This window comes from Lawsonibacter faecis (assembly GCF_014287675.1).
Lineage (GTDB): Bacteria > Bacillota > Clostridia > Oscillospirales > Oscillospiraceae > Pseudoflavonifractor > Pseudoflavonifractor faecis.
Genome location: NZ_JACOPQ010000018.1, coordinates 1 through 18,686 on the forward strand (window position 1 = coordinate 1; position 18,686 = coordinate 18,686).

At 59.8% G+C, this 18,686-nt stretch carries 14 protein-coding genes and 1 other RNA gene; 6 read left to right on the forward strand and 9 right to left on the reverse strand.

All coding sequences use genetic code 11. The features are described from left to right. On the forward strand, positions 1-432 hold a 432-nt coding region (locus H8S62_RS16375), incomplete at its 5' end, for a helix-turn-helix domain-containing protein (RefSeq protein ID WP_186920286.1). Positions 433-608: 176 nt separating this feature from the next. Here H8S62_RS16375 and ssrA read toward each other — a convergent pair. From ssrA to H8S62_RS16395, 4 genes are all read right to left on the reverse strand, one after another. Then, positions 609-955: a transfer-messenger RNA gene (ssrA, locus tag H8S62_RS16380) on the reverse strand. 204 nt (positions 956-1,159) lie between these two features. Further along, positions 1,160-1,681: a peptidylprolyl isomerase gene (locus tag H8S62_RS16385; protein WP_155149181.1), complete on the reverse strand. Its 522-nt coding sequence runs from the start codon at positions 1,679-1,681 to the stop codon at positions 1,160-1,162. Between the two features lie 204 nt (positions 1,682-1,885). Continuing rightward, positions 1,886-2,353: an SsrA-binding protein SmpB gene (gene smpB / locus H8S62_RS16390; RefSeq protein WP_155149180.1), complete on the reverse strand. Its 468-nt coding sequence runs from the start codon at positions 2,351-2,353 to the stop codon at positions 1,886-1,888. Between the two features lie 73 nt (positions 2,354-2,426). Further along, a complete protein-coding gene (locus H8S62_RS16395; RefSeq protein WP_155149178.1) occupies positions 2,427-2,924 on the reverse strand; it encodes an adaptor protein MecA in 498 nt (165 codons plus the stop codon). Positions 2,925-3,088: 164 nt separating this feature from the next. Here H8S62_RS16395 and H8S62_RS16400 point away from each other — a divergent pair, with 164 nt between their 5' ends. The 5 genes from H8S62_RS16400 (at position 3,089) to H8S62_RS16420 (ending at position 8,889) form a co-directional block, all read left to right on the forward strand. Further along, on the forward strand, positions 3,089-3,625 hold the full coding sequence (locus tag H8S62_RS16400; protein WP_186920287.1) for an NUDIX domain-containing protein: 537 nt from the start codon (positions 3,089-3,091) through the stop codon (positions 3,623-3,625). A 59-nt stretch (positions 3,626-3,684) separates the two neighbouring features. Continuing rightward, the gene (locus tag H8S62_RS16405; protein WP_186920288.1) at positions 3,685-4,389 is read left to right on the forward strand and encodes a response regulator; all 705 of its coding nucleotides are present in this window, start codon (positions 3,685-3,687) and stop codon (positions 4,387-4,389) included. Positions 4,390-4,833: 444 nt separating this feature from the next. Continuing rightward, on the forward strand, positions 4,834-6,630 hold the full coding sequence (locus H8S62_RS16410; protein ID WP_243141917.1) for an ATP-binding protein: 1,797 nt from the start codon (positions 4,834-4,836) through the stop codon (positions 6,628-6,630). Continuing rightward, positions 6,620-7,987, forward strand: a complete 1,368-nt coding sequence (locus tag H8S62_RS16415; RefSeq protein WP_186920289.1) for a hypothetical protein — start codon at positions 6,620-6,622, stop codon at positions 7,985-7,987. The genes H8S62_RS16410 and H8S62_RS16415 overlap by 11 nt, the downstream gene beginning before the upstream one ends. A gap of 71 nt (positions 7,988-8,058) precedes the next feature. After that, positions 8,059-8,889, forward strand: coding sequence for a hypothetical protein (locus H8S62_RS16420; RefSeq protein WP_186920290.1), 831 nt, complete (start codon positions 8,059-8,061; stop codon positions 8,887-8,889). A 59-nt stretch (positions 8,890-8,948) separates the two neighbouring features. Here H8S62_RS16420 and H8S62_RS16425 read toward each other — a convergent pair whose 3' ends face one another. From H8S62_RS16425 to H8S62_RS16445, 5 genes are all read right to left on the reverse strand, one after another. Further along, positions 8,949-11,831, reverse strand: coding sequence for an S-layer homology domain-containing protein (locus H8S62_RS16425; RefSeq protein ID WP_155149167.1), 2,883 nt, complete (start codon positions 11,829-11,831; stop codon positions 8,949-8,951). Between the two features lie 301 nt (positions 11,832-12,132). Continuing rightward, on the reverse strand, positions 12,133-14,532 hold the full coding sequence (locus H8S62_RS16430; protein WP_186920291.1) for an S-layer homology domain-containing protein: 2,400 nt from the start codon (positions 14,530-14,532) through the stop codon (positions 12,133-12,135). 46 nt (positions 14,533-14,578) lie between these two features. Next, positions 14,579-15,856, reverse strand: coding sequence for an ABC transporter permease (locus tag H8S62_RS16435; protein WP_155149163.1), 1,278 nt, complete (start codon positions 15,854-15,856; stop codon positions 14,579-14,581). Continuing rightward, a complete protein-coding gene (locus H8S62_RS16440; RefSeq protein ID WP_155149161.1) occupies positions 15,853-16,548 on the reverse strand; it encodes an ABC transporter ATP-binding protein in 696 nt (231 codons plus the stop codon). Before H8S62_RS16440 ends, H8S62_RS16435 begins: the two co-directional genes overlap by 4 nt. Before the next feature lie 44 nt (positions 16,549-16,592). Then, entirely contained in the window at positions 16,593-18,359 is a 1,767-nt protein-coding gene (locus tag H8S62_RS16445; protein ID WP_186920292.1) for an efflux RND transporter periplasmic adaptor subunit, read from the reverse strand. Positions 18,360-18,686 lie beyond the last annotated feature (327 nt).

Sequence of the window (18,686 nt, forward strand, 5' to 3'; positions counted from 1 at the left end):
GCCTCCATCAATATACAGAAGCAGCACATCAACGAGCTGAACGTCTTCCCCGTGCCCGACGGCGACACCGGCACCCATATGGGCCTCTCTAGTGTGAAAATAAATGAGAAGCTGGCGGAGCTTATTGACTGGAGCGGTAAAACTCAACAGCAGATTGCGGATCAGGTCGGCGTGACCCGCGCGAATATCAGCGCCTACACGACGGACAAGGCCGCCATATCTGTTGAAATGGCCTATAAGCTCGCTGATGCTCTGGGCGTGTCTCCCTGGACCCTGCTGAATAATAGCCCGCTGCCGGCGACTGAACAGGACCTCACGACGGCTGAAGCCGAACTTATTACAAAGCTGAGGTCGCTGACGCCGGATCAGTATGAAGTAGCGGTCCAAAGTATTGAGTTAATGTACTGCCAGAACAAGAAAAAGAGGCAGTGAGGAAGTAGCATATCAGAGAAACAAGCGGCGGAGAACGCCCCCTTTTTATTATGCTCATCGTTCGCCCGCTTGTGGGCGAAAAAAGATAGAGGACCGCTAAAGTTAGCGGTCCTCTATCTTTACAGTAATTGCGAAAACATTTTTCACCACAAATAGGTGTTCGTATCTTCGCATTATGGTGGAGGCGAGGGGAGTCGAACCCCTGTCCGAAAACGCTTCAACGGGAACTTCTCCGGGCGCAGACGGTTATTTACATTCCCTTACCCAGGCGTGGGCCGTCACACTCAGGGGCTTGGTAGCTTCATTGTTCATGGTGCGCTCAAAGCTTTGCGCACACACGTGCACCACTAAACGACGCCCAATCCCGGCTCGTGGTCCTTCCGGGTTGGACGGCTGCGTTAAGCCGCAGCGAGAACTACGTTATCGTTGTTCTTTAATTTATAAAGTTGCCCATTTTAAGGATGTTAGGCGCATCCGCCCGCTATTCCCGCCTCTACGTCCCCGTCGAAACCAGTACGCCCCCGTATCGCCGGAGCAATCTCCGTATCGTTCGCTATCGCCGAAGAGCGAAAGCTCATTCAATCCGCCTCTCCCGCAATTCTTGCTGTGCTGCACCAGGAATTGCGGGAAAAGCGGAGCCGGGGGATGGTTCATCTCTGCGGGGATTGCAGAGATAGTATCTTCCATCTGGCAGGGCGGTATGCCCCGCCAACGTGAAATCAAAGATTTAGGTCTTCTCCGGCTCGGGGTAGTCCACGCCGAAGGTCTCCACGGTGACGGACTTCATCCGCTGCTCCTTGAGGGGCTTATCGTTGAAGTCGGCCTTCACGGACACGATGGCGTCAGCCACGTCCATGCCCTCAATTACCTTGCCAAAGGCGGCGTACTGCCCGTCCAGATGGGGGGCCTTCTCAACCATGACAAAAAACTGGCTGCCGGCGGAGTTGGGATGCATGGCCCGTGCCATGGAGAGGACACCGCGGTCGTGCTTCAGGCCGTTCTTCACACCGTTGCCGGAGAACTCGCCCTTGATGGTGTACCCTGGGCCGCCGGTGCCGGTACCCTGAGGGCAGCCGCCCTGGATCATGAAGCCGGGGATGACCCGGTGGAAGGTGAGGCCATTATAAAAACCCCGCTTCACCAGGCTGATAAAATTGTTCACCGAGATGGGGGCTACCTCGGGGTAGAGCTCAGCGACCATCTTGCCGCCGTCCTCCATCTCAAAAGTGACGATGGGATTCTGGGACATGGGAGACACATCCTTTCAAAAAGTAACATAGGGAACAAGCGTCAAACAGGACTCCACACGCCGGTGCGGCGCGAGAGCAGCCATCCAAGGCGAGTGGCGTTTAGGTAAGACCTCGGCGCGGGACGGAGCGTTTGCCATGGCCATATGCAAGAAACGCGATTTCCGCCCGGCGCCAGCCGCGAGGCGTCTGACATTTTCTTAAAATCAGTACCGCGAACGGTCCTTCATGGTGCGGTCCATCTCCCGCTTGGCGTCCTTGGCGGCGGCGGCGTCCCGCTTGTCATAGAGCTTCTTGCCCTTGGCCAGGCCGATCTCAAGCTTGACCCGCGGCCCCTTGAGGTAGAGTGAGAGGGGGACCAGCGCGTAGCCGTCCTGCTTCATCTTCAGATAGAGCCGCAGAATCTCCCGCTTGTGCATGAGCAGGCGGCGGGGGCGGCGGGGGTCCTTATTGAAGATATTGCCCTGCTCATAGGGGGAGATGTGCATCCCGTGGACCGCAATTTCGCCGTCCTTGATGATGCAGTAGGCGTCCTTCAGGTTCACGTTGCCCTGGCGGATGGATTTGACCTCAGTGCCGCAGAGTTCAATTCCGGTCTCAAACTTATCCTCAATAAAATAATCGTGGTAGGCCTTGGGGTTCTTGGAGATGACCTTGACGCTCATTTGGCCCATTGGGATACCTCCTTTCTGATGAGAGGTAGGTATCTATTATAGCATAGTTGTCAAGCTTTGAGACCAAAAATTTTCAGACTGCGGGAAAAAAATGCAGAAGGGCGCCCAGGGCGTCCCGCTCCAGAATAACCTGGCCGTGCTCGGCAAGGCGGGCGTCCAGATGGGGGAGATCCCGCTCCGGACAGCCGAACTCGGAGAGATAGGCGGCAAGCTGGGTTTCCGCGCCGGGGAGGGAGAGCCAGTACCGGCCGTCGAACCAGCGCAGGGAGGCGTCCGGGCAGGGGGACGGGAGGGCACGGGCGGCGGAGAGAAGGTCCTCCAGCCCCGCGAAGGAGAGCCAGAGCCGCTCGGGCGGCCGGACCCGGGCGAACACCAGCACGCCGCAGGCATCCGGATAGGCCTCGATTTCAATGGCGCCGTCCAGGGCGATGCCCGCCTCGCTGAAGGCGGACTGGGTCAGCTCCAGCGCCCGCTCCAGGGTGAGCTGGGCGGGGGTGAGGCCGTGCTCTTTTAAGTCGGCCGGAGTGATGTACAACGCGGCGCTGGCGGCGCCGATGGGCTGGATGGTCATAAAGAACGCCTCCTCCTGGAATCGTAGTTCATTATACGGATGAATGGCCGCTTTGAATAGCTGTAATGATTGGGAGGACTGGAAAAGTTCAAGGTGGCGCGGGGACGGGAAATGTGCTATACTATACCCAATTTGAAGAATCGCCGGCACAGGGGGAATGACGTATGGAGTTAATCGAAAAAACGGTCGGAACGGAGACAATATTCGAGGGGCGTATCGTCCGCCTACATGTGGATCGGGTAGAGCTTCCCAACGGGCACGTCACGACCCGGGAGGTGGTGGAGCATCCCGGCGGCGTGTGTATCCTGCCCCTGGACAACGAGGACATGGTGACGCTGGTGAAGCAGTTTCGCTATCCCTTCCACCAGGTTATCTGCGAGCTGCCCGCCGGCAAGCTGGACGCCGGAGAGGGCCACCGCCTCTGCGCTCTGCGGGAGCTGAAGGAGGAGGTGGGCATGACCCCTGACGAGCTTATCTATCTGGGCGCGCTCTACTCCTCGCCCGGCTTCTCCGGGGAGATTATCCATCTCTATCTGGCCAAGGGCCTCCACCAGGGGGCGTGCCAGCCCGACGAGGACGAGTTCCTGGAGCTGGTGCGCGTGCCCTTTGACGAGCTGGTGGAGCAGGTGATGAAGTGCGGCGTGGCGGACGGGAAGACCGTGGCCGCGGTGCTGAAGGCGAAGACGCTGCTGGGGAGATAGGGGATGCTCCCGCCGCCCCGACGCTCCTGCCGGGGCGCCAAGTACATGGAGGAACAGACATGAATAAGCGCATTCTCATCGTGGAAGACGAGAAGAACATTGTGGATATCCTGAGCTTCAACCTGGGACGTGAGGGGTACGACACCCTGGAGGCCTACGACGGGGAGGCGGGACTCCAGCTCGCCCTGGAGCAGGACCCGGACCTTATCCTGCTGGATTTGATGCTGCCCAGAATGAACGGCTTTGACGTGTGCCGCCAGGTGCGCAGCGCCGGGCGGAGCACCCCGATTATCATGCTCACCGCCCGGGAGGAGGAGAACGACAAAGTCCTGGGTCTGGAGCTGGGGGCCGACGACTATATCACCAAACCCTTCTCCATGCGGGAGCTGCTGGCCAGGGTAAAGGCCAACATCCGCCGCCACGGCATGGCCGAGAGCGCGGGCACGGCGGGCGTAGGGGGGAACAAGCTGGAGTTGGGGCGCATCGTCGTGGACCAGGACCTGCTGGTAGCCTACAAGGACGGGCGGAGCCTGGACCTTACCCAGCGGGAGTACGAGCTGCTGCGCTTTCTGGGCGCCCAGCCGGGAAAGGTCTTCTCTCGGGAGGCCCTGATGGAAAACGTCTGGAACTATGAGGGATACGTGGGCGACGTCCGCGCCGTGGACGTCGCCGTCCGCCGCCTGCGCGAAAAAGTGGAGGACGACCCCGCCCAGCCGCAGTTTATCGTCACCAGGAGAGGGCTGGGGTATCTGTTCAACGCTTAGAAAAAGCAGGACCGGCGGGCGGGGCGGCCTCCACGGGGCCCCGTGGAATGGGGCGCGCCGGGCGGCGCGTGCCAAGCGTTCCGGCCCTTCACGCGGGCCGGAACCTTGATGCCGGGGCAATTTACTTGCCCCGCGCAGATTAAAGAAGCCAGGGCTCCCATGGGGCACAACCCATGGGAAGGGGACGACCCCGCCAGCCGCAGTTTATCGTCACCAGGAGAGGGCTGGGGTATCTGTTCAACGCTTAGAAAAAGCAGGACCGGCGGGCGGGGCGGCCTCCACGGGACCCCGTGGAATGGGGCGCGCCGGGCGGCGCGTGCCAAGCGTTCCGGCCCTTCACGCGGGCCCCATGTCGGAGTGGAGGCCGCTCTCCCGTGGATGATTCGTGCGTCCGCCCCTGCGGCCGCGGCGGACGAAAAACGCAGAAAGAAAGGAGGCGCATCCATGTTCCGCAGCCTGCATATGAAGCTGGTGCTTATCATGGTACTGCTCATCGTATCGCTGATGACGGTGGTGGGCGCCTTCCTGATTAACTCCGTCTCGGCCTTCTATCTCAACGACTTCTATGTCCAGATGTACGACGTCTTCGATGCGGCGAAGAACCCGTCGCTCTATGAGGACCTGAAAGCCCCGGCGGAGGAGGGGCAGAGTGATGTGGACGTCATCCAGGACGTGATGAAGACCTACATCGGCGCCTTGGGCGTGGACAACCGCAACCGCAACTACTTTATCCTGGACGGCGAGACCGGCAAGCTTCTGGCCGGGTCTGACGACAAACAGGCGGCGGAGCTGAACATCGGCACGCCCAATATCACCACCGCCCTCCAGCATCAGGAGGCGGGGGACAAGAGCGACGTCTCCGCCAGCTATATGGATATGGCGGTCCCTGTTCAGCGTGGGGAGGACAACTGGTATATCATCTATATTCTGGATAACCGCTTAACCGTCCAGAACCTGAACAATCAGCTCTTCCAGCTGATTCTGGAGGCTCTGGTCTTCGGACTGGTGATCTCGGTGCTACTCTCCTTCCTCCTCTCCAAGACCATGATCACCCCCATCGAGCGGCTCACCGCCGGCGCGGAGCGGGTGGCCCGGGGAGATTTCTCCCACAAGATTGAGGTGGCCTCCCGGGACGAGATCGGCATCCTGACGGGCACCTTCAACGACATGGCCCGGCAGCTGCGCAGCACCATCCAGGAGGTGGAGAACGAGCGCAACAAGCTGGGCACCCTCTTCCTCCATATGACCGACGGCGTGGTGGCGTTCTCCCGGGACGGGAGCGTCATCCAATCAAACCCCGCCGCCGAGCGGATGCTGGGCCGGACCATCGCCGTGGGCGGCGAGGAGACCTACGACACGCTCTTCGGTGATATCGCGGCCCTCCCCTCGGTGCTGGCGGTGGAGCAGCCCGGCTATCTGGACGGCACCCGCGAGGCCGACACGGCCACCCTGGAGGTCCTGCTGGCCCCCTTTGACCGGGAGGGGGCGGCGGGCGTCATGGCGGTCATCCACGATGTGACCGAGCAGCGCAAGACCGAGGAGATGCGCCGGGAGTTTGTGGCCAACGTCTCCCACGAGCTGCGCACCCCCCTCACCAACATCCGCTCCTACGCCGAGACCCTGGTGGACAGCGCCGGAGAGCTGCCCACCCAGATGGAAAAGGACTTCCTGGGGGTCATCCTCAACGAATCCGACCGCATGACCCACATTGTTCAGGACTTGCTGACCCTCTCGCGGTTCGACTCCGGCCACAGCGAACTCAAGCTGGCCCGATTCTCTTTCGAGGGGGCCATCCGGGATGTGTACAACGCCGTGGCCCTGGAGGCTCAGCGCCACGGGCATACCGTGATGTTGGATCTGGAGAAGGGCCTGCCCGAGATTCTGGGGGATCGGGAGCGCATCCTCCAGGTGATGATGAACGTGGTCGCCAACGCCATTAAATACACACCGGACGGCGGCCGAATTAAAATCTCCGCCGGGCGGGAGCGGGGCCGGGTGTGGATGGAGGTTCAGGACAACGGCATCGGCATTCCCAAGGAGGACCGCCCCCGTATCTTCGAGCGCTTCTACCGGGTGGACAAGGCCCGCTCACGGGAGTCCGGGGGCACGGGGCTGGGCCTCTCCATCGCCAAGGAGATTGTGGAACGGCATGAGGGCGTCATCCGCCTGGTGGACCGGCGGGAGCCGGGGCTCACCATCCGGCTGGAGCTGAAAATTGAGGGACCTGACCATGGAGCGTAAGAAGCACAGAAGAGCCGCCGAGGCGGTGAAGAGCCTTCTCATCGTGCTCCTGACACTGTCCGCCGCTTACCTCGCCCTGCGCACCCAGATGTACGCGGACTTTACCGGCCACCAGGCCACCGGCTGGCTGGGGGCGGTGCTGGACTTTTTCGACAGGGGGCCCGGCCTGCTGCCCCCGGGCGGAAATGAGAGCGCCCACCGGCTGGAGGTACGCCCCATGCGTATGGCCGTCAACGTCCAGGGCGTGGGACGGTATGCCGTCCAGTACGACCAGGAGCGGACGGACGAGATTTTCACCCGGGTGTTCAGCACCCTGCTGGAGGCGCTGGACGGCGCCCAGGCGCCCAGGCAGATTGGCGAGGACCGGTGGAGGGAGGCCCTCTCCAACCTGAGCGGAGTCTATTTTGATTTCCAGGGGACGCAGCCCATGTCGGTCCTCGCAGCCCTGGGCGGGGGGAGCAATCCCGCCCTGCCGGACGTGGGTGTGCGCCGGCTGCTGCTGGCGGAGAACGGGAGCGGCGATGCGGTCCTGTATTATAGTAATGAAACAGACGGCATGTATTATGCCTGCGAGACAACCCAGGCGCTGCAGGGACATCTCCAGGAAATCGTGATGTCCTACAGCGTCAACGGCGCCCTCTTCGCCTACGAGGGGGAGTATCCCGGCCTGGACCCCTATGTACTCATCAGCCAATCCACGGCGGCCATGCCGGGCAGCCAGTCCCGTCCGGAAATCTATACCGCCGCCAATCCGGTGGCGGAGATGAGCGCGGGCCGGGAGGACCTGCTGGAGGCCCTGGGCTTCCACTCCCAGTCCAACAACAGTTACCGCCGGGGGGACCGGCTGGTGGTCAACGAGTGGCCCTATACCCTGAATATTCTGGATAACGGCACAATCTACTACGAGACCACCGCCGCAGATGAGCCGAAGTACGCCGTGGGTACGCCTGGAAAGCCCCCGACCGGGTTGGAGCTGGTGGAGGCCACCCAGGCCCTAGTGGAGCAGTCCGTGGGGGCCCAGGCCTGGCGGGGAGAGGCCGGGATCTACCTGATGGGCGTCACGGAGACGGCCGAGGGCGTGTGGCAGGTGGACTACGGCTACAGCCTGAACGGGATCACGGTCCAGACCGGGGCCGAGGGGTATGCCGCACGCTTTATCATTGAGGACGGGCAAATCAGCGCCTTTACCCTGCACATGCGCAGCTACGCGGATACCGGAGAGTCCTCGTCGGTGCTGCCCGATATCCAGGCCGCGGCCGCCATGGGCGCGCTGGATGCCGGCGGCAAGGAGCTGACGCTCACCTATGAGGACCCCGGCGGGACCGAGCGGCTTCAGGCGCGTTGGATTGCGCAGTAAACAGTATCCCCGCAGGGAGCTAGTGCCGTCCCGCCTCCGGACGCCCATTCCACCCAAAGGATGGTGATGCTATGGAATGGTCCAAAATTAAAAATATCATCATTATCATCCTGCTCACCGTCAACGCCTTCCTGCTTATCTCGGTGGCGGACCGGGAGTGGAAGTCCGCCCAGTATCAGGAGGAGGCGCGGCTGGGAGCGGTGGAGGTGCTGCGCAGCAACCGCATTGAGATGGATGAGAAAAGCCTGCCGCCGGAGACCGGGCTCCTCCCCATGACCGCCGAGCGGGACAGGGAGGGGGAGGCGGCTCTGGCCGGGGCGCTGCTTACCAACGCGGTCAAGACCGGGGACCGGGGCCGGGACACCTATGAAGGGGAGAAGGGGAGCGCCTGGTTCCGGCTGGACGGCAGCTTCGGCTTTACCTTCGCGGCGGGGGCGTACCCGCTGGACGGGACTGACCCGGCCAAGCACGCCCAGGCCCTCCTGAGCGGCGCGGGCTACCTCTGTGAGGTGGTGGAGACCGGCGCGGCGGATGAGGAGATCGGGACAACCTATGTCAGGGTGCGTCAGACCTGGGAGGATACCCCGCTCTTTAACTGTACCGCCCGGCTGCTCTACCGGAATGGGGAGCTGGTATCCATCGACGAGGGTACCCGCCTCATCGGCACGCCTGTAGCCGCCGGCGGGGCGGATACCCTGAACGTGGCCGCCGTGCTCCTGCGTTTCCTCAGCGGCGTGCGGGACGGCGGCCATGTATGCCGGGAGGTGCTGAGCCTCACGGCGGGCTACGAGGTCACGCCGGAGACCAGCGGCCAGGCCCGGCTGTCCCTGGTTTGGCAGGTCATGACCGACGCCGGTCCCTTCCAGGTGGACGGTGTCACCGGCGAGGTAAAGCAGGCGTAAAACAAAAGGGAATCCCCCTGGCATCGCCAGGGGGATTCCCTTTGTTTGTACAGTTACGATTAGGCGTTGATGGTCATGGAACCATAGTAGGTGGCAACAGTGCCGTCCTCAGCGGTAACAGTGACGCAGACCATATCGACCACGGAGCCGGAAGCAGGATTGCTGCAGGTGAAGGTATAAGCGCCGGCGCCATCGCTGGAGAGGGTAGCATTGGCAACGAAAGAAGTGCTGTACTCTCTGTCAAGAGTGACGCTGACAGTAGCGCCGTCGGCAACACCGGTAACAGAAACCGTTACAGTGGTGTTCTTAGTGGGGGTGCCGCAGGAAGCGGCAGTATCCGCAGTGTTGGCAGAAGCAACAGGATTATTATTGACAGAGACAGTTGCGGTAGTAGCGGAGGAGTCAGCCTTGGTGATGTAGACATACTGAGCCTTCATGGTGCTGCTCATGTCGGACGCGCCAAGAACGATAACGCCGTCGGTCTTGTCAGCGGTGATGCCGGAAGCGGCGATCTCGGTGATCTTGCCGTCAGAGTCGATCTCAAAGACTTTCGCATCGTCGGCCAGGGTGTAGTAAGCCTTGCCAACCAGGGGAGTGGTAGCGGTATCGACTGTCAGCACGTCGTTGCCGAAGGACACGCCCTTATAGGCAACGCCGCCGTGCGCGGACTCGGAGATAACCACGTCATCGTCATTCAGACTGACCTTCATAACGGCACCGGTGGTGAGGGCGATCTTGGAGATGATGTCCTGCTCCTCGCCGTTCACATAGCCCTTGGAATAGGTATAGAGCTTGTCGGCACTGCTGTAGCTGGGAGTGACAGAGGAGGGAATGTAAATGTAGTTGCTGGTAGCGGAAGCATCCTGCAGGGTGCCGTCGGTCACGAAGACAAGAGCGGCGGTGCCGTCCACAGTGATGACCACGCCGTCAGCGGTGCCGGTGTACTTGGGGGCATTGGCAATACCGGTGGTGGTAGCGGCAGTGGAGAACTTATTGTTGCTGGAGCTGTAGTTGGCAACCAGGAAAGCGGTGCTGGAGTTTCCGATGAAACCGTCGGTAAACACGGCCTTGCCCGGAGCGATGGAGGCGTTGCTGATGGTGGTGTACTTAATGTCCTTGCCGCCGAAGTCCACATCGGAGGTGGTCAGCTTGGTCAGTTCGTAGTTGCCATCGGAGTCGATGGTATAGGCCACCAGGTAGTAGTTAGTGCCAGCGGTCTGAGCGCTGCTGGTCAGAGTAGAGCCGGGGGCGATAGAAGTGCCGTTGCCGCCGGAGACATTGACCACATCGACGGTGCCGTCGGCGAAGAGCAGACGGGCGGTGGCGGTAATGGAGTCCTCAACGGAAGAGCCCACGGTATCGTAGCCCAGAACCACGGCCACATTGTAGGTGGAGGTGGCATCAACCAGCTTGGCGTAGAGCGCGTTGCCGTTCTCGTCCAGGAACAGGGTGACGTCCTTCTTGGCGGAGGTGTCCAGGTCCTTCATCTGAGTCACGGTCTGACCGCCGTAGGCGCCGTCAGAGCGGGTATAGGAGGTGCCGTCAATGTAGATGGCGCTGGTACCCTTATAGCCGGTGATTTTCCCGGTAACAGACTCACACTCAGTGATGTAGGTGGTACCGGCGTAGGTGATGTGCATCACCAGGTCGCCCTTGGACAGGTCCTCATAGCCAACAGCACTGACGTAGCCGGCGGTGACGCCGGGGATGGAAACAGTAACCTTGCCGTCGGAATCGGTCTTGGTCTTTACAGCGCCGGTCACCTCGGAGACGGTCTTGGTGGTCTTCACGAGCGCGTCGACTACGCCGTCACCGTTGCTGTCGATGACATAAGCCACAGCATAGTTGCCAATGCCGGCCAGGTCGGCGGCAGTAATAGCTCTGGTGTTGGTAGCCACATAGTTGGTCACGATGTAGGCGTTGGTGGCGGACAGCTCCAGACCGTTGTTGGTCAGCCACTTGGTCACGTCCTTAGACTTGGCAGAATTGTTCACCAGGTCGCCGGGAACGGTAACGGCTGTATTGTCCTTATCCTCAACAACTGCGCTGGAGACGAGGCCGGAAGCATCCTTGTAGTAGGCAACAGCCTTACCCATCAGGGTGACATCGCCGTTAATCTTCTTGGTGGGTACGATGTCGCCGCCGGTAACGGTGGCATAGCCGTCATCGTTCACAGCGGTGAGAACACCGACATTGCGATTCAGGCCGTTGTAGGTGGTGGCGGCCAGGCTGGGAAGGGCGGTGTACTTGGAGATGTAGCGCACGCCGCCGTCATACTGATACTCGGGGTCATAGTTCTGTACGAACAGGGCGTTGAAGATCATCTGGGCGGCATTGTCGCGGGTCAGAGCGTCTGTGGCCTTGACGGACAGACCCTTGGTCAGGGAGCGGATGGTGGTGGTGTAGGTGCTGCCATAGAAGAGAGTGGTCTGCGCGTCGCGCATGATGTTGGTGGACCAATTGGCATCGTTGGAGTAGCCGCGGTTCTCAGCGTTGTAGCCGATGGCGACCAGCAGCATCTTGGCGGCCTGGACAACAGTCACAGGCTCGGTGGGGAAAAAGTTGCCCTTGCCGTCGCCCTCGATGATGCCGTTGGCATAGCAGTACTTGATGTAGCCCTCGGCCCAGGAACTGTCGATATCCTTCAGGTCGGTGACGGTGCCCTGGAAGGCGCTCTGGTCGACGTTGCCCATCAGCATCATGGTGATGAGCTTGGCCATGGTGGCGCGGTCCACGGTGGCGGAGGGGTCATAGGAGCCGTCGGTCTTGCCCTCGATGATACCGATATCAACGAGAACGCTGACAGCCTCCTGATTGGTGATCTTATCGGAATCGGTAAGATCAGCGTAGGTCTTGTCCGCAGCGGAAGCGCCGACGACCATCATGCCCAGGAGCATAACAGAAGCCAGAGCCAGGCTGAGGACCCGCTTGAGGTTTCTCATTTGGAATTCCTCCTTCTAATATTGGGCTTTTTGGGCGAAATACGGACCCACAGGGTCGTATGACAATTCTTTCCAGGCAAATAATTTACAAGAAAGGGGCGGTTTTATTAATAAAACCGCCCCTTTCTTGTAAATTAGTGAGCATGGTAGACATCTGGTAGGCTTTTTATACAAGACCAAGTCAAAAACGGCGTATTCGCAGGCTTTTGACGGCAATTTCGGTAGACATTTGGTAGACATACCCCAAGACACAAAAAGAGCGGTCGGACATATATGCCCGACCGCTCTAAGACCGATTCAGTTACTCTACCACGACAAGACGGACCTTTCCGCCCTCCTCAGGGGTGCGATCATAGTAGATGGTGAGGCTGTTGGAATAGGCACGGGCCTCATCCAGAGAAGCAAACCACTTCTTTGTAGTCCTATTATAGCAGGCCACATTCCCGGCGATAGGGATTATCATATTGGAGGTGGTGATGGTGCCGATAGGAGTGGTGGGGTTATCCTTGCCGGGAGTGACGCCGTTGAGCTCAAAATCTGCGCGGGAGACGCCGGACACGGATTTGAGTTCAACCCAGTTGGCAAGCCTATTGTTACTACTATTCACGGTATCCAGGGATGCAGTAATGCCGATATAGCTGCCGGCTTTAATAGCGGCACCGGAAACCAAGTCGGCGCTCTTACCATTATTATTTTCCACAGCAATAGTAGAGTTATAAAATTTTTCACTATTAAACGTGCCTTCGATTTGATCGGTCTCTGCAATTCCATAGGTATACTGATCGCCGGTCACGTCGTCAAACACAATGATGTTTATGCGGCCTGCGTAGTCCTTACCCACATAAGAGATTTTGGAGCTCGGAACGGTGGCGCGGGTCAGCTGGCTGAAGGTAATCGAGGCAGGGGCGCCGTTGCCCACGCGCTCATAGAGATAGACATTGTCGGCCAGCGCTTCACCGCCAAGCGTGCGCTTGTTCACGTCCAGCGTACCCGATGCGCCGCTGCCGGAGAGACGGCTCAGGGTAACTTGCTTGACTTTGGAAGAAGAGACTGTGACCAATTGACCTGTCATTTTAGCTGCTGAGTCACCTTTATAGCTGCTGGTTCCCTGAAGCGTAATCAACTTCCCTGCTGTATCTTTCAGTTCTAATAAGGGCTTGATTTCAGCATATCCAGTATCCTTATCAATAGAAGTAACAGTACCTACAGTGGTGGATTTCGCCTCGCTGGAGGAGACCACGCCGGCCACCTGGCCGTCGGCGGTCAGCAGCAGGGTAACGATGTCGCCGATTTTAAATTTGGCGAGATCCTCGTAGGCGCTGGAGAGGACCGGGAGAGTAGCGCCCAGCACCGTGACGCTGAGGGGGGTGGCAGGGCTGGGGGAGACATTCTCATACACGCCGGTGAGGCGCAGATCGGAGACATGCAGGGTCTTGGTTGTCTTGTCATAGGTGGCCACGTCGTACTGGCGGATATCTGCGATGCTGGCGGTAACGCCGTTTTTCACGATGCGGTAGCCGGTGTCGCCGCCCACCAGAGAGGAGAAGGGGTTGCCGGAGCCGGTGGCCTTGGCGACCGCTGCGGTCTCCGCCGTGTCGGCGGTGGGGATGAAGAGGTACTCCAGCTTGCCGGTAGCGCTGTAGTGGAAATTCACCTGGACGCCGGCCTTCAGGTTGATGTAGATATCCTTATAGAGCTTCATTACCCCATCCTGATACACCGGGGTCTCGGTGGGCACATCCAGCTTCTCGCCACCGGAGACGGTGAGGTAGTTGATCTCGGGTGCCACCACGGTCACCGTGCGCTGAGAGCCGGAGGTGGAGGGGGTGATGGCGATGACCTTCTCCTCCTTATCGAGAACCAGCTTGGCCCGGACGCCGCACAGAGAGGCGTCGAAGGGGACATGGTCGGTCTTGTATACGGAGACCGTCTCGCCGGCGATGGTCTGGATCGCGCCAGTGGTGTTGTCGGCGGTGGTGGCGTCCACAGAGAGGATGATGGCCTCGTCCAGAATCTTGCCGCCCAGGGTAGTGAGATAGGGGTCCTTGCCGCCGTTGGGCTTGGTGTAGAGCATATTCTCAAAAAGAATGGCGGTCTGCCCCCGGGTGATGGGGGAATCCCAGGACAGTGAGACGCCCTCGGTGAGACCGATGGTATTGGCGGTGGCCAGGTAGCCGCCGTACCAGCTGGAGCCGGTTGCGATATCCTTGGCGCCATAGCCCAGAATTCGCATCATGACGGTCACCGCCTGGGCAAAGGTGATGACGTCGCCGGGGCCGAAGGTGGCGTCCCCCTTGCCCATCATCAGCATATCGCTGCTGCCGCCCTCCTCACCGGCGGCGCCAATGGGGGTTGAGGCAGCCAGATTGATGTAGCCGCTGGCCCAGTTGCCGCCCTTTACGTCCTTAAAGATGGTGCGGTTGGCCTGGGCGGCGGCCTCATTGCCCTTGCCCATGACCTCCACGGCCATCTTGCAGAATTCGGCCCGGGTCAGGGTCCCCGAGGGATTGAAGGAGCTGCCGCCGGTGCCGTTGACCACGCCCAGCAGACGGAGAATTTCGGCGGCCCCGGCCACCTGGGGATCGGAGATGTCGGTAAAGGCGGAAGCCCGGCCGGAGGCGGCAGACGCGGGCACGACGGCAGTCAGTCCGCACAGCGTCGCCACCACCAGAAGGCTTGCGATAAGTCGTTTGAGTTTCATATGTTTCTCTCCTCTTTACAGTTGCATACGGGTCTGGAGATGGGCGCTACTCCGCCCGCAGGGCCTCCACAGGCTGGAGACCGGACGCCTTGATGGCGGGGTAGAGGCCGAAGACGATGCCCAAGCCCACAGAGATGACGAAGGAACCGACGGTGATGCCGTAGCTGGGCAGCAGTATAATCCCCAACGTCTGTTTACATACGATGAGCGTACCCGCGTACCCGACGAGAATGCCCAGGATGCCGCCGATGCCGCATATCATACATGCCTCAATGAGAAACTGGATGATAATATTTTTCCGCTCGGCGCCGATGGCCTTGCGGATACCGATCTCACGGGTGCGCTCGGTGACGGTGACCAGCATGATGTTCATAATGCCGATGCCGCCCACGATGAGGGAGATGGCGGCGATGCCGCCCAGAAGGGCCTGCTGGGCCTGGGAGGCCTCCTTGGTGGAGTCAATATAGGAGTCCTGGCTGTAAATATTGTAGCTGCCGTAGCTGCTGCCGGTCTTGGCGTCCCCCACCAGGGTTTTGAGGAAGCCCTCCAGACGGGCCTGGATCTCCTGGCTGGCGGCAGAATTTTTGGCTTTGACAACGAAATCCGTACTATAGGAGGAGACACTGGAGGAGCCGCCCACCTTCAGGGCACGGATGGCGGTATAGGGCAGAAGAATGAAATTGTTCTGCTGTTTGTACCACTGATTATCCTCCGTCAGGGTGGATTCGTCCACCCGCTCGTCGTAGACGCCGATGACGGTGAAGGGCACGCCGTCAAAGGTCATCGTCTCTCCGATGGGGTCGGCGTAGTTAAAGAAGAGCTTGGCGGCCCGGGAACCCAGGACGCAGACCTGATTGTTGCCCTGCACATCCAGGTACGTGAGATCGCGGCCCTTGGCAATCTTGGCATTGTTGCAGGCAGCCCACTGATCGCTGCCGAGGTAGACCTCGGGCGGGTAGTGGTCGTAGTCGGAGTAGTCCATGGTACGGCTGGATTTGGCCCCATACTGGATGGTGGCCCAGCAGGATTGACTGGGCGTGACGCCAACCACAAGGTCGTCCATCTGGCGGCAGTAGTTATAGAGCGCGTTGAAGACAGAGTCATCATCCTGCCGGCTGCTCCACTTGTAGGCGGAGACCTGGATTTGATTGGTGCCCATGGACTGCATGAGCTCCATCATCTGCTTGGTGGTGCCGGATGCATATGTCACCAGAATGATGACGGCGGCCAGACCGATGATGACGCCCAGCATGGTCAGAAAGGTGCGGCCCTTCCGGGCGCCGATGGATTTAGCGGCCAGCTTGATGGTTTGTTTCAGGTTCATAGCCAATCCACCTCCTGGGGCGCGTCGGCCATAATCTGGCCGTCCGAAATCCGGATGACCCGGGGTGCGGTTGCGGCGATAGAGTTGTCGTGGGTGATGAGGATAACGGTAGTCCCCTCCTTATAGAGCCGGCGCAGGATGTCCAGCACATGCTTGCCGGTTTTGGAGTCCAAAGCGCCGGTGGGCTCATCGGCCAGTATGATGGGCGGATGGGTGGCGATAGCCCGGGCGATGGCCACCCGCTGCTGCTGGCCGCCCGACATCTCCGTGGGCTTATGCTCCCGCCGGTCCCAAAGGGAGACGCGCTCCAGCGCGTCCTGAACCCGCTCCCGGCGGATGGAGGCCTTCACCCCCTGATAGATGAGGGGGAGCTCTACGTTCTCATAGGCGGACAACGCAGGTATCAGGTTAAAGCCCTGAAAGATAAATCCGATCTGCTTGTTGCGTACATGGGAGAGCTGCTTATCCGTCAGATCGGTCACATCCTGGCCGTCCAGGTGATAATCCCCGTAGGTGGGGATATCCAGACAGCCCAGAATGTTCATCAGGGTTGATTTGCCGGAACCGGACTGGCCCACCACGGCGACGAACTCTCCCCGATCGATGTTCAGGGAGACGCCGTTAAGCGCCCGGACCTCCCGCTCCTCTCCCTCGTTATAAATCTTGTAGACGTCCTTAATATCAATGAGCATTGCATCATCTCCTAATCCGAAACGGGCGATTTACGCGGGATGCGTCAGCCCGCCTTGGTGGAGGTGCTGGCCTTGCGGCCGTAGTAATTCTCCTTGGGTGTGTTGTTATAGACCTTGTCTCCGTCGTTCAGGCCGGATTTGATTTCCACCATTGTCTCATCGGAGAGCCCGGTCTCTACAGGGATGACATAACAGTCCTTGGGGATCTCCGCCTGCATATCGGCGGGGAGGAGGGTCTTGTCGATGGCGTTCTCAGGCGCCTCGGCGGTCTGGATAAAGACCACAGCCTGAGGCTCCTCAGCCCCCTCGGGACTGTAGTACCGCACATCCTGGATGGGTATGACGATGCAGTCCTGGCTCTGAGCGGCTGTGAACTGGTAGTCCAGGGGATAGCCTCCCATCAGGGTGCCATTGGGGTTCTCCACCCGGACTGTGCCGGGGTAGACCGTGACGCCGTTCTGGTTCTCGCCGATGACGGCAATGGAGTCCACAATACCCATATAGGAGTTGCCGTTCCAGTCGTTGAGCATAAGCTCCATCCCGGTCTCTATGTACTGGCGGTTGCGGTCATCCACACTGATGTTGACCGTCATGACGCTGTTGTCGGCGATGACGATGGCGGTAGCGCCGGAGGCCACCTCCTGCCCCTCGGTAAGGCTGAGGGTCACAACCGTGCCGGTAATGGGAGCCACGGCGGAGAAGTTCTCCAGGTTCTTCTGCTCGTCCTCCACCTTCTTGACGGCGTCGTCATAGCTCTTCTTGGCGGTATCAATCTGCTCCTGTTTGCTGCGGATCAGCTCATCGACGTCGTTGGTTCCCTGGACCAGGAGGACCTGGCCGGCAGTGACATTGGCGTAATTCAGCAGATCGATGACCTGTTCCACAGGGCCCTGGGCCTTGGTGGCGATGGTGGTGGTCTGGTAGTAGGCCAGCTCGCCGTTCTCATAGGGGTAGATGGGCGCGCCGGAGGCGTCGGTCAACTCGGCGGAAGCGGACATACCGGCGGTGAGGGTGCCGGGATTGTCCATAACGAAGACAACTTCAAAGGTGACGCCGCCCTCCTTGGTGATATGCTCCACCTTGTTGATCTTCTCCACCGTGGCATTGCGGGTGGTCATGGTGGCGGGGATGGAGATCTGGGCGGACTGGCCCACGGAGATGTCGTTTTCGTAGGCGTAGCTATAATATAAGGAGAGCTTGAGCTTGGTATCGTCCACGATCTGGGCAATCTTCGTGCCGCTGGTCATGGGATCGCCCACTTTGATCTCGGCGACCTCTGTCAGCTTTCCCGCGTGGGGGGCCGAGATGGTCAGGTCGCCGCGGCTCTTCTGGAGGTTGGTCATCTCCTCATTCAGCTTGTCCATGGTCTCCTGCTGATTCACAAGAGCCTCCTTGGCGGCGGCCAGGGCCTCCTCAGCGGCGGCGGAGGTGATGACATAGAGCGGGTCGCCCTTCACTACGGGCTGCCCCTGAGTGACAAAGACCTGATCCACCACACCGCCCTGAGAGAGGGTGATGGTGGCTGAGTCCTTGGCGTTGGCCGTACCGTATCCGGAGACATTGCTGACGATGGACCCCATCATAGCGGTATCGTAAATAGGCTCGCCCAGGCCCTCCTTGGGCTTCTCGCGGAAGACGAAGTACCAGATGGCCCAGGCCGCAGCGGCGATCAGCGCCACCACAATGATGGCGACAACCACGTTTTTCGCAACTTTCTTTTTCTTTTTTTTCTTTTCAGGCGCCTTCTGGGGCGGCTGAGGCGCGGCCGGTGCGGCCGACGGCTCCATGACGGGGGTGTGTTGTTCAGTCATTTTCGTTTCCTCCTACGATTGCGATTGCTTCACAAATTATTTTAACACAGTGCTGAGAGATGGCAACTACAAATGAATGACAAGTTCTTAAGCATTGCTTAAGATTTTTTGGGACCGTCTAATTAGACGGAGAAAAACGGGAAAAGTTACCCGGCTGAAAAAATTTTGTGTGCGGGGGGTGCAACGCCCGGGGGCCGGCGATACATATATATAATAAAGCGCACAGCCGCGGGGCGCCTGCGCGAGACCTCTTTACCTTATATGTCTTGGAAAACCGGAAATGTTGCAGGTGATTGAAATGTTCTAAAAAATTTTCAAAACAGGCCG

What these genes read in the sequence shown, in the direction of transcription:
- H8S62_RS16385 (WP_155149181.1), bottom strand. Translation starts at nt 1,681, where the DNA reads ATGTCCCAGAATCCCATCGTCACTTTTGAGATGGAGGACGGCGGCAAG.
- smpB (WP_155149180.1), bottom strand. Translation starts at nt 2,353, where the DNA reads ATGGGCCAAATGAGCGTCAAGGTCATCTCCAAGAACCCCAAGGCCTAC.
- H8S62_RS16395 (WP_155149178.1), bottom strand. Translation starts at nt 2,924, where the DNA reads ATGACCATCCAGCCCATCGGCGCCGCCAGCGCCGCGTTGTACATCACT.
- H8S62_RS16400 (WP_186920287.1), top strand. Translation starts at nt 3,089, where the DNA reads ATGGAGTTAATCGAAAAAACGGTCGGAACGGAGACAATATTCGAGGGG.
- H8S62_RS16405 (WP_186920288.1), top strand. Translation starts at nt 3,685, where the DNA reads ATGAATAAGCGCATTCTCATCGTGGAAGACGAGAAGAACATTGTGGAT.
- H8S62_RS16410 (WP_243141917.1), top strand. Translation starts at nt 4,834, where the DNA reads ATGTTCCGCAGCCTGCATATGAAGCTGGTGCTTATCATGGTACTGCTC.
- H8S62_RS16415 (WP_186920289.1), top strand. Translation starts at nt 6,620, where the DNA reads ATGGAGCGTAAGAAGCACAGAAGAGCCGCCGAGGCGGTGAAGAGCCTT.
- H8S62_RS16420 (WP_186920290.1), top strand. Translation starts at nt 8,059, where the DNA reads ATGGAATGGTCCAAAATTAAAAATATCATCATTATCATCCTGCTCACC.
- H8S62_RS16425 (WP_155149167.1), bottom strand. Translation starts at nt 11,831, where the DNA reads ATGAGAAACCTCAAGCGGGTCCTCAGCCTGGCTCTGGCTTCTGTTATG.
- H8S62_RS16430 (WP_186920291.1), bottom strand. Translation starts at nt 14,532, where the DNA reads ATGAAACTCAAACGACTTATCGCAAGCCTTCTGGTGGTGGCGACGCTG.
- H8S62_RS16435 (WP_155149163.1), bottom strand. Translation starts at nt 15,856, where the DNA reads ATGAACCTGAAACAAACCATCAAGCTGGCCGCTAAATCCATCGGCGCC.
- H8S62_RS16440 (WP_155149161.1), bottom strand. Translation starts at nt 16,548, where the DNA reads ATGCTCATTGATATTAAGGACGTCTACAAGATTTATAACGAGGGAGAG.
- H8S62_RS16445 (WP_186920292.1), bottom strand. Translation starts at nt 18,359, where the DNA reads ATGACTGAACAACACACCCCCGTCATGGAGCCGTCGGCCGCACCGGCC.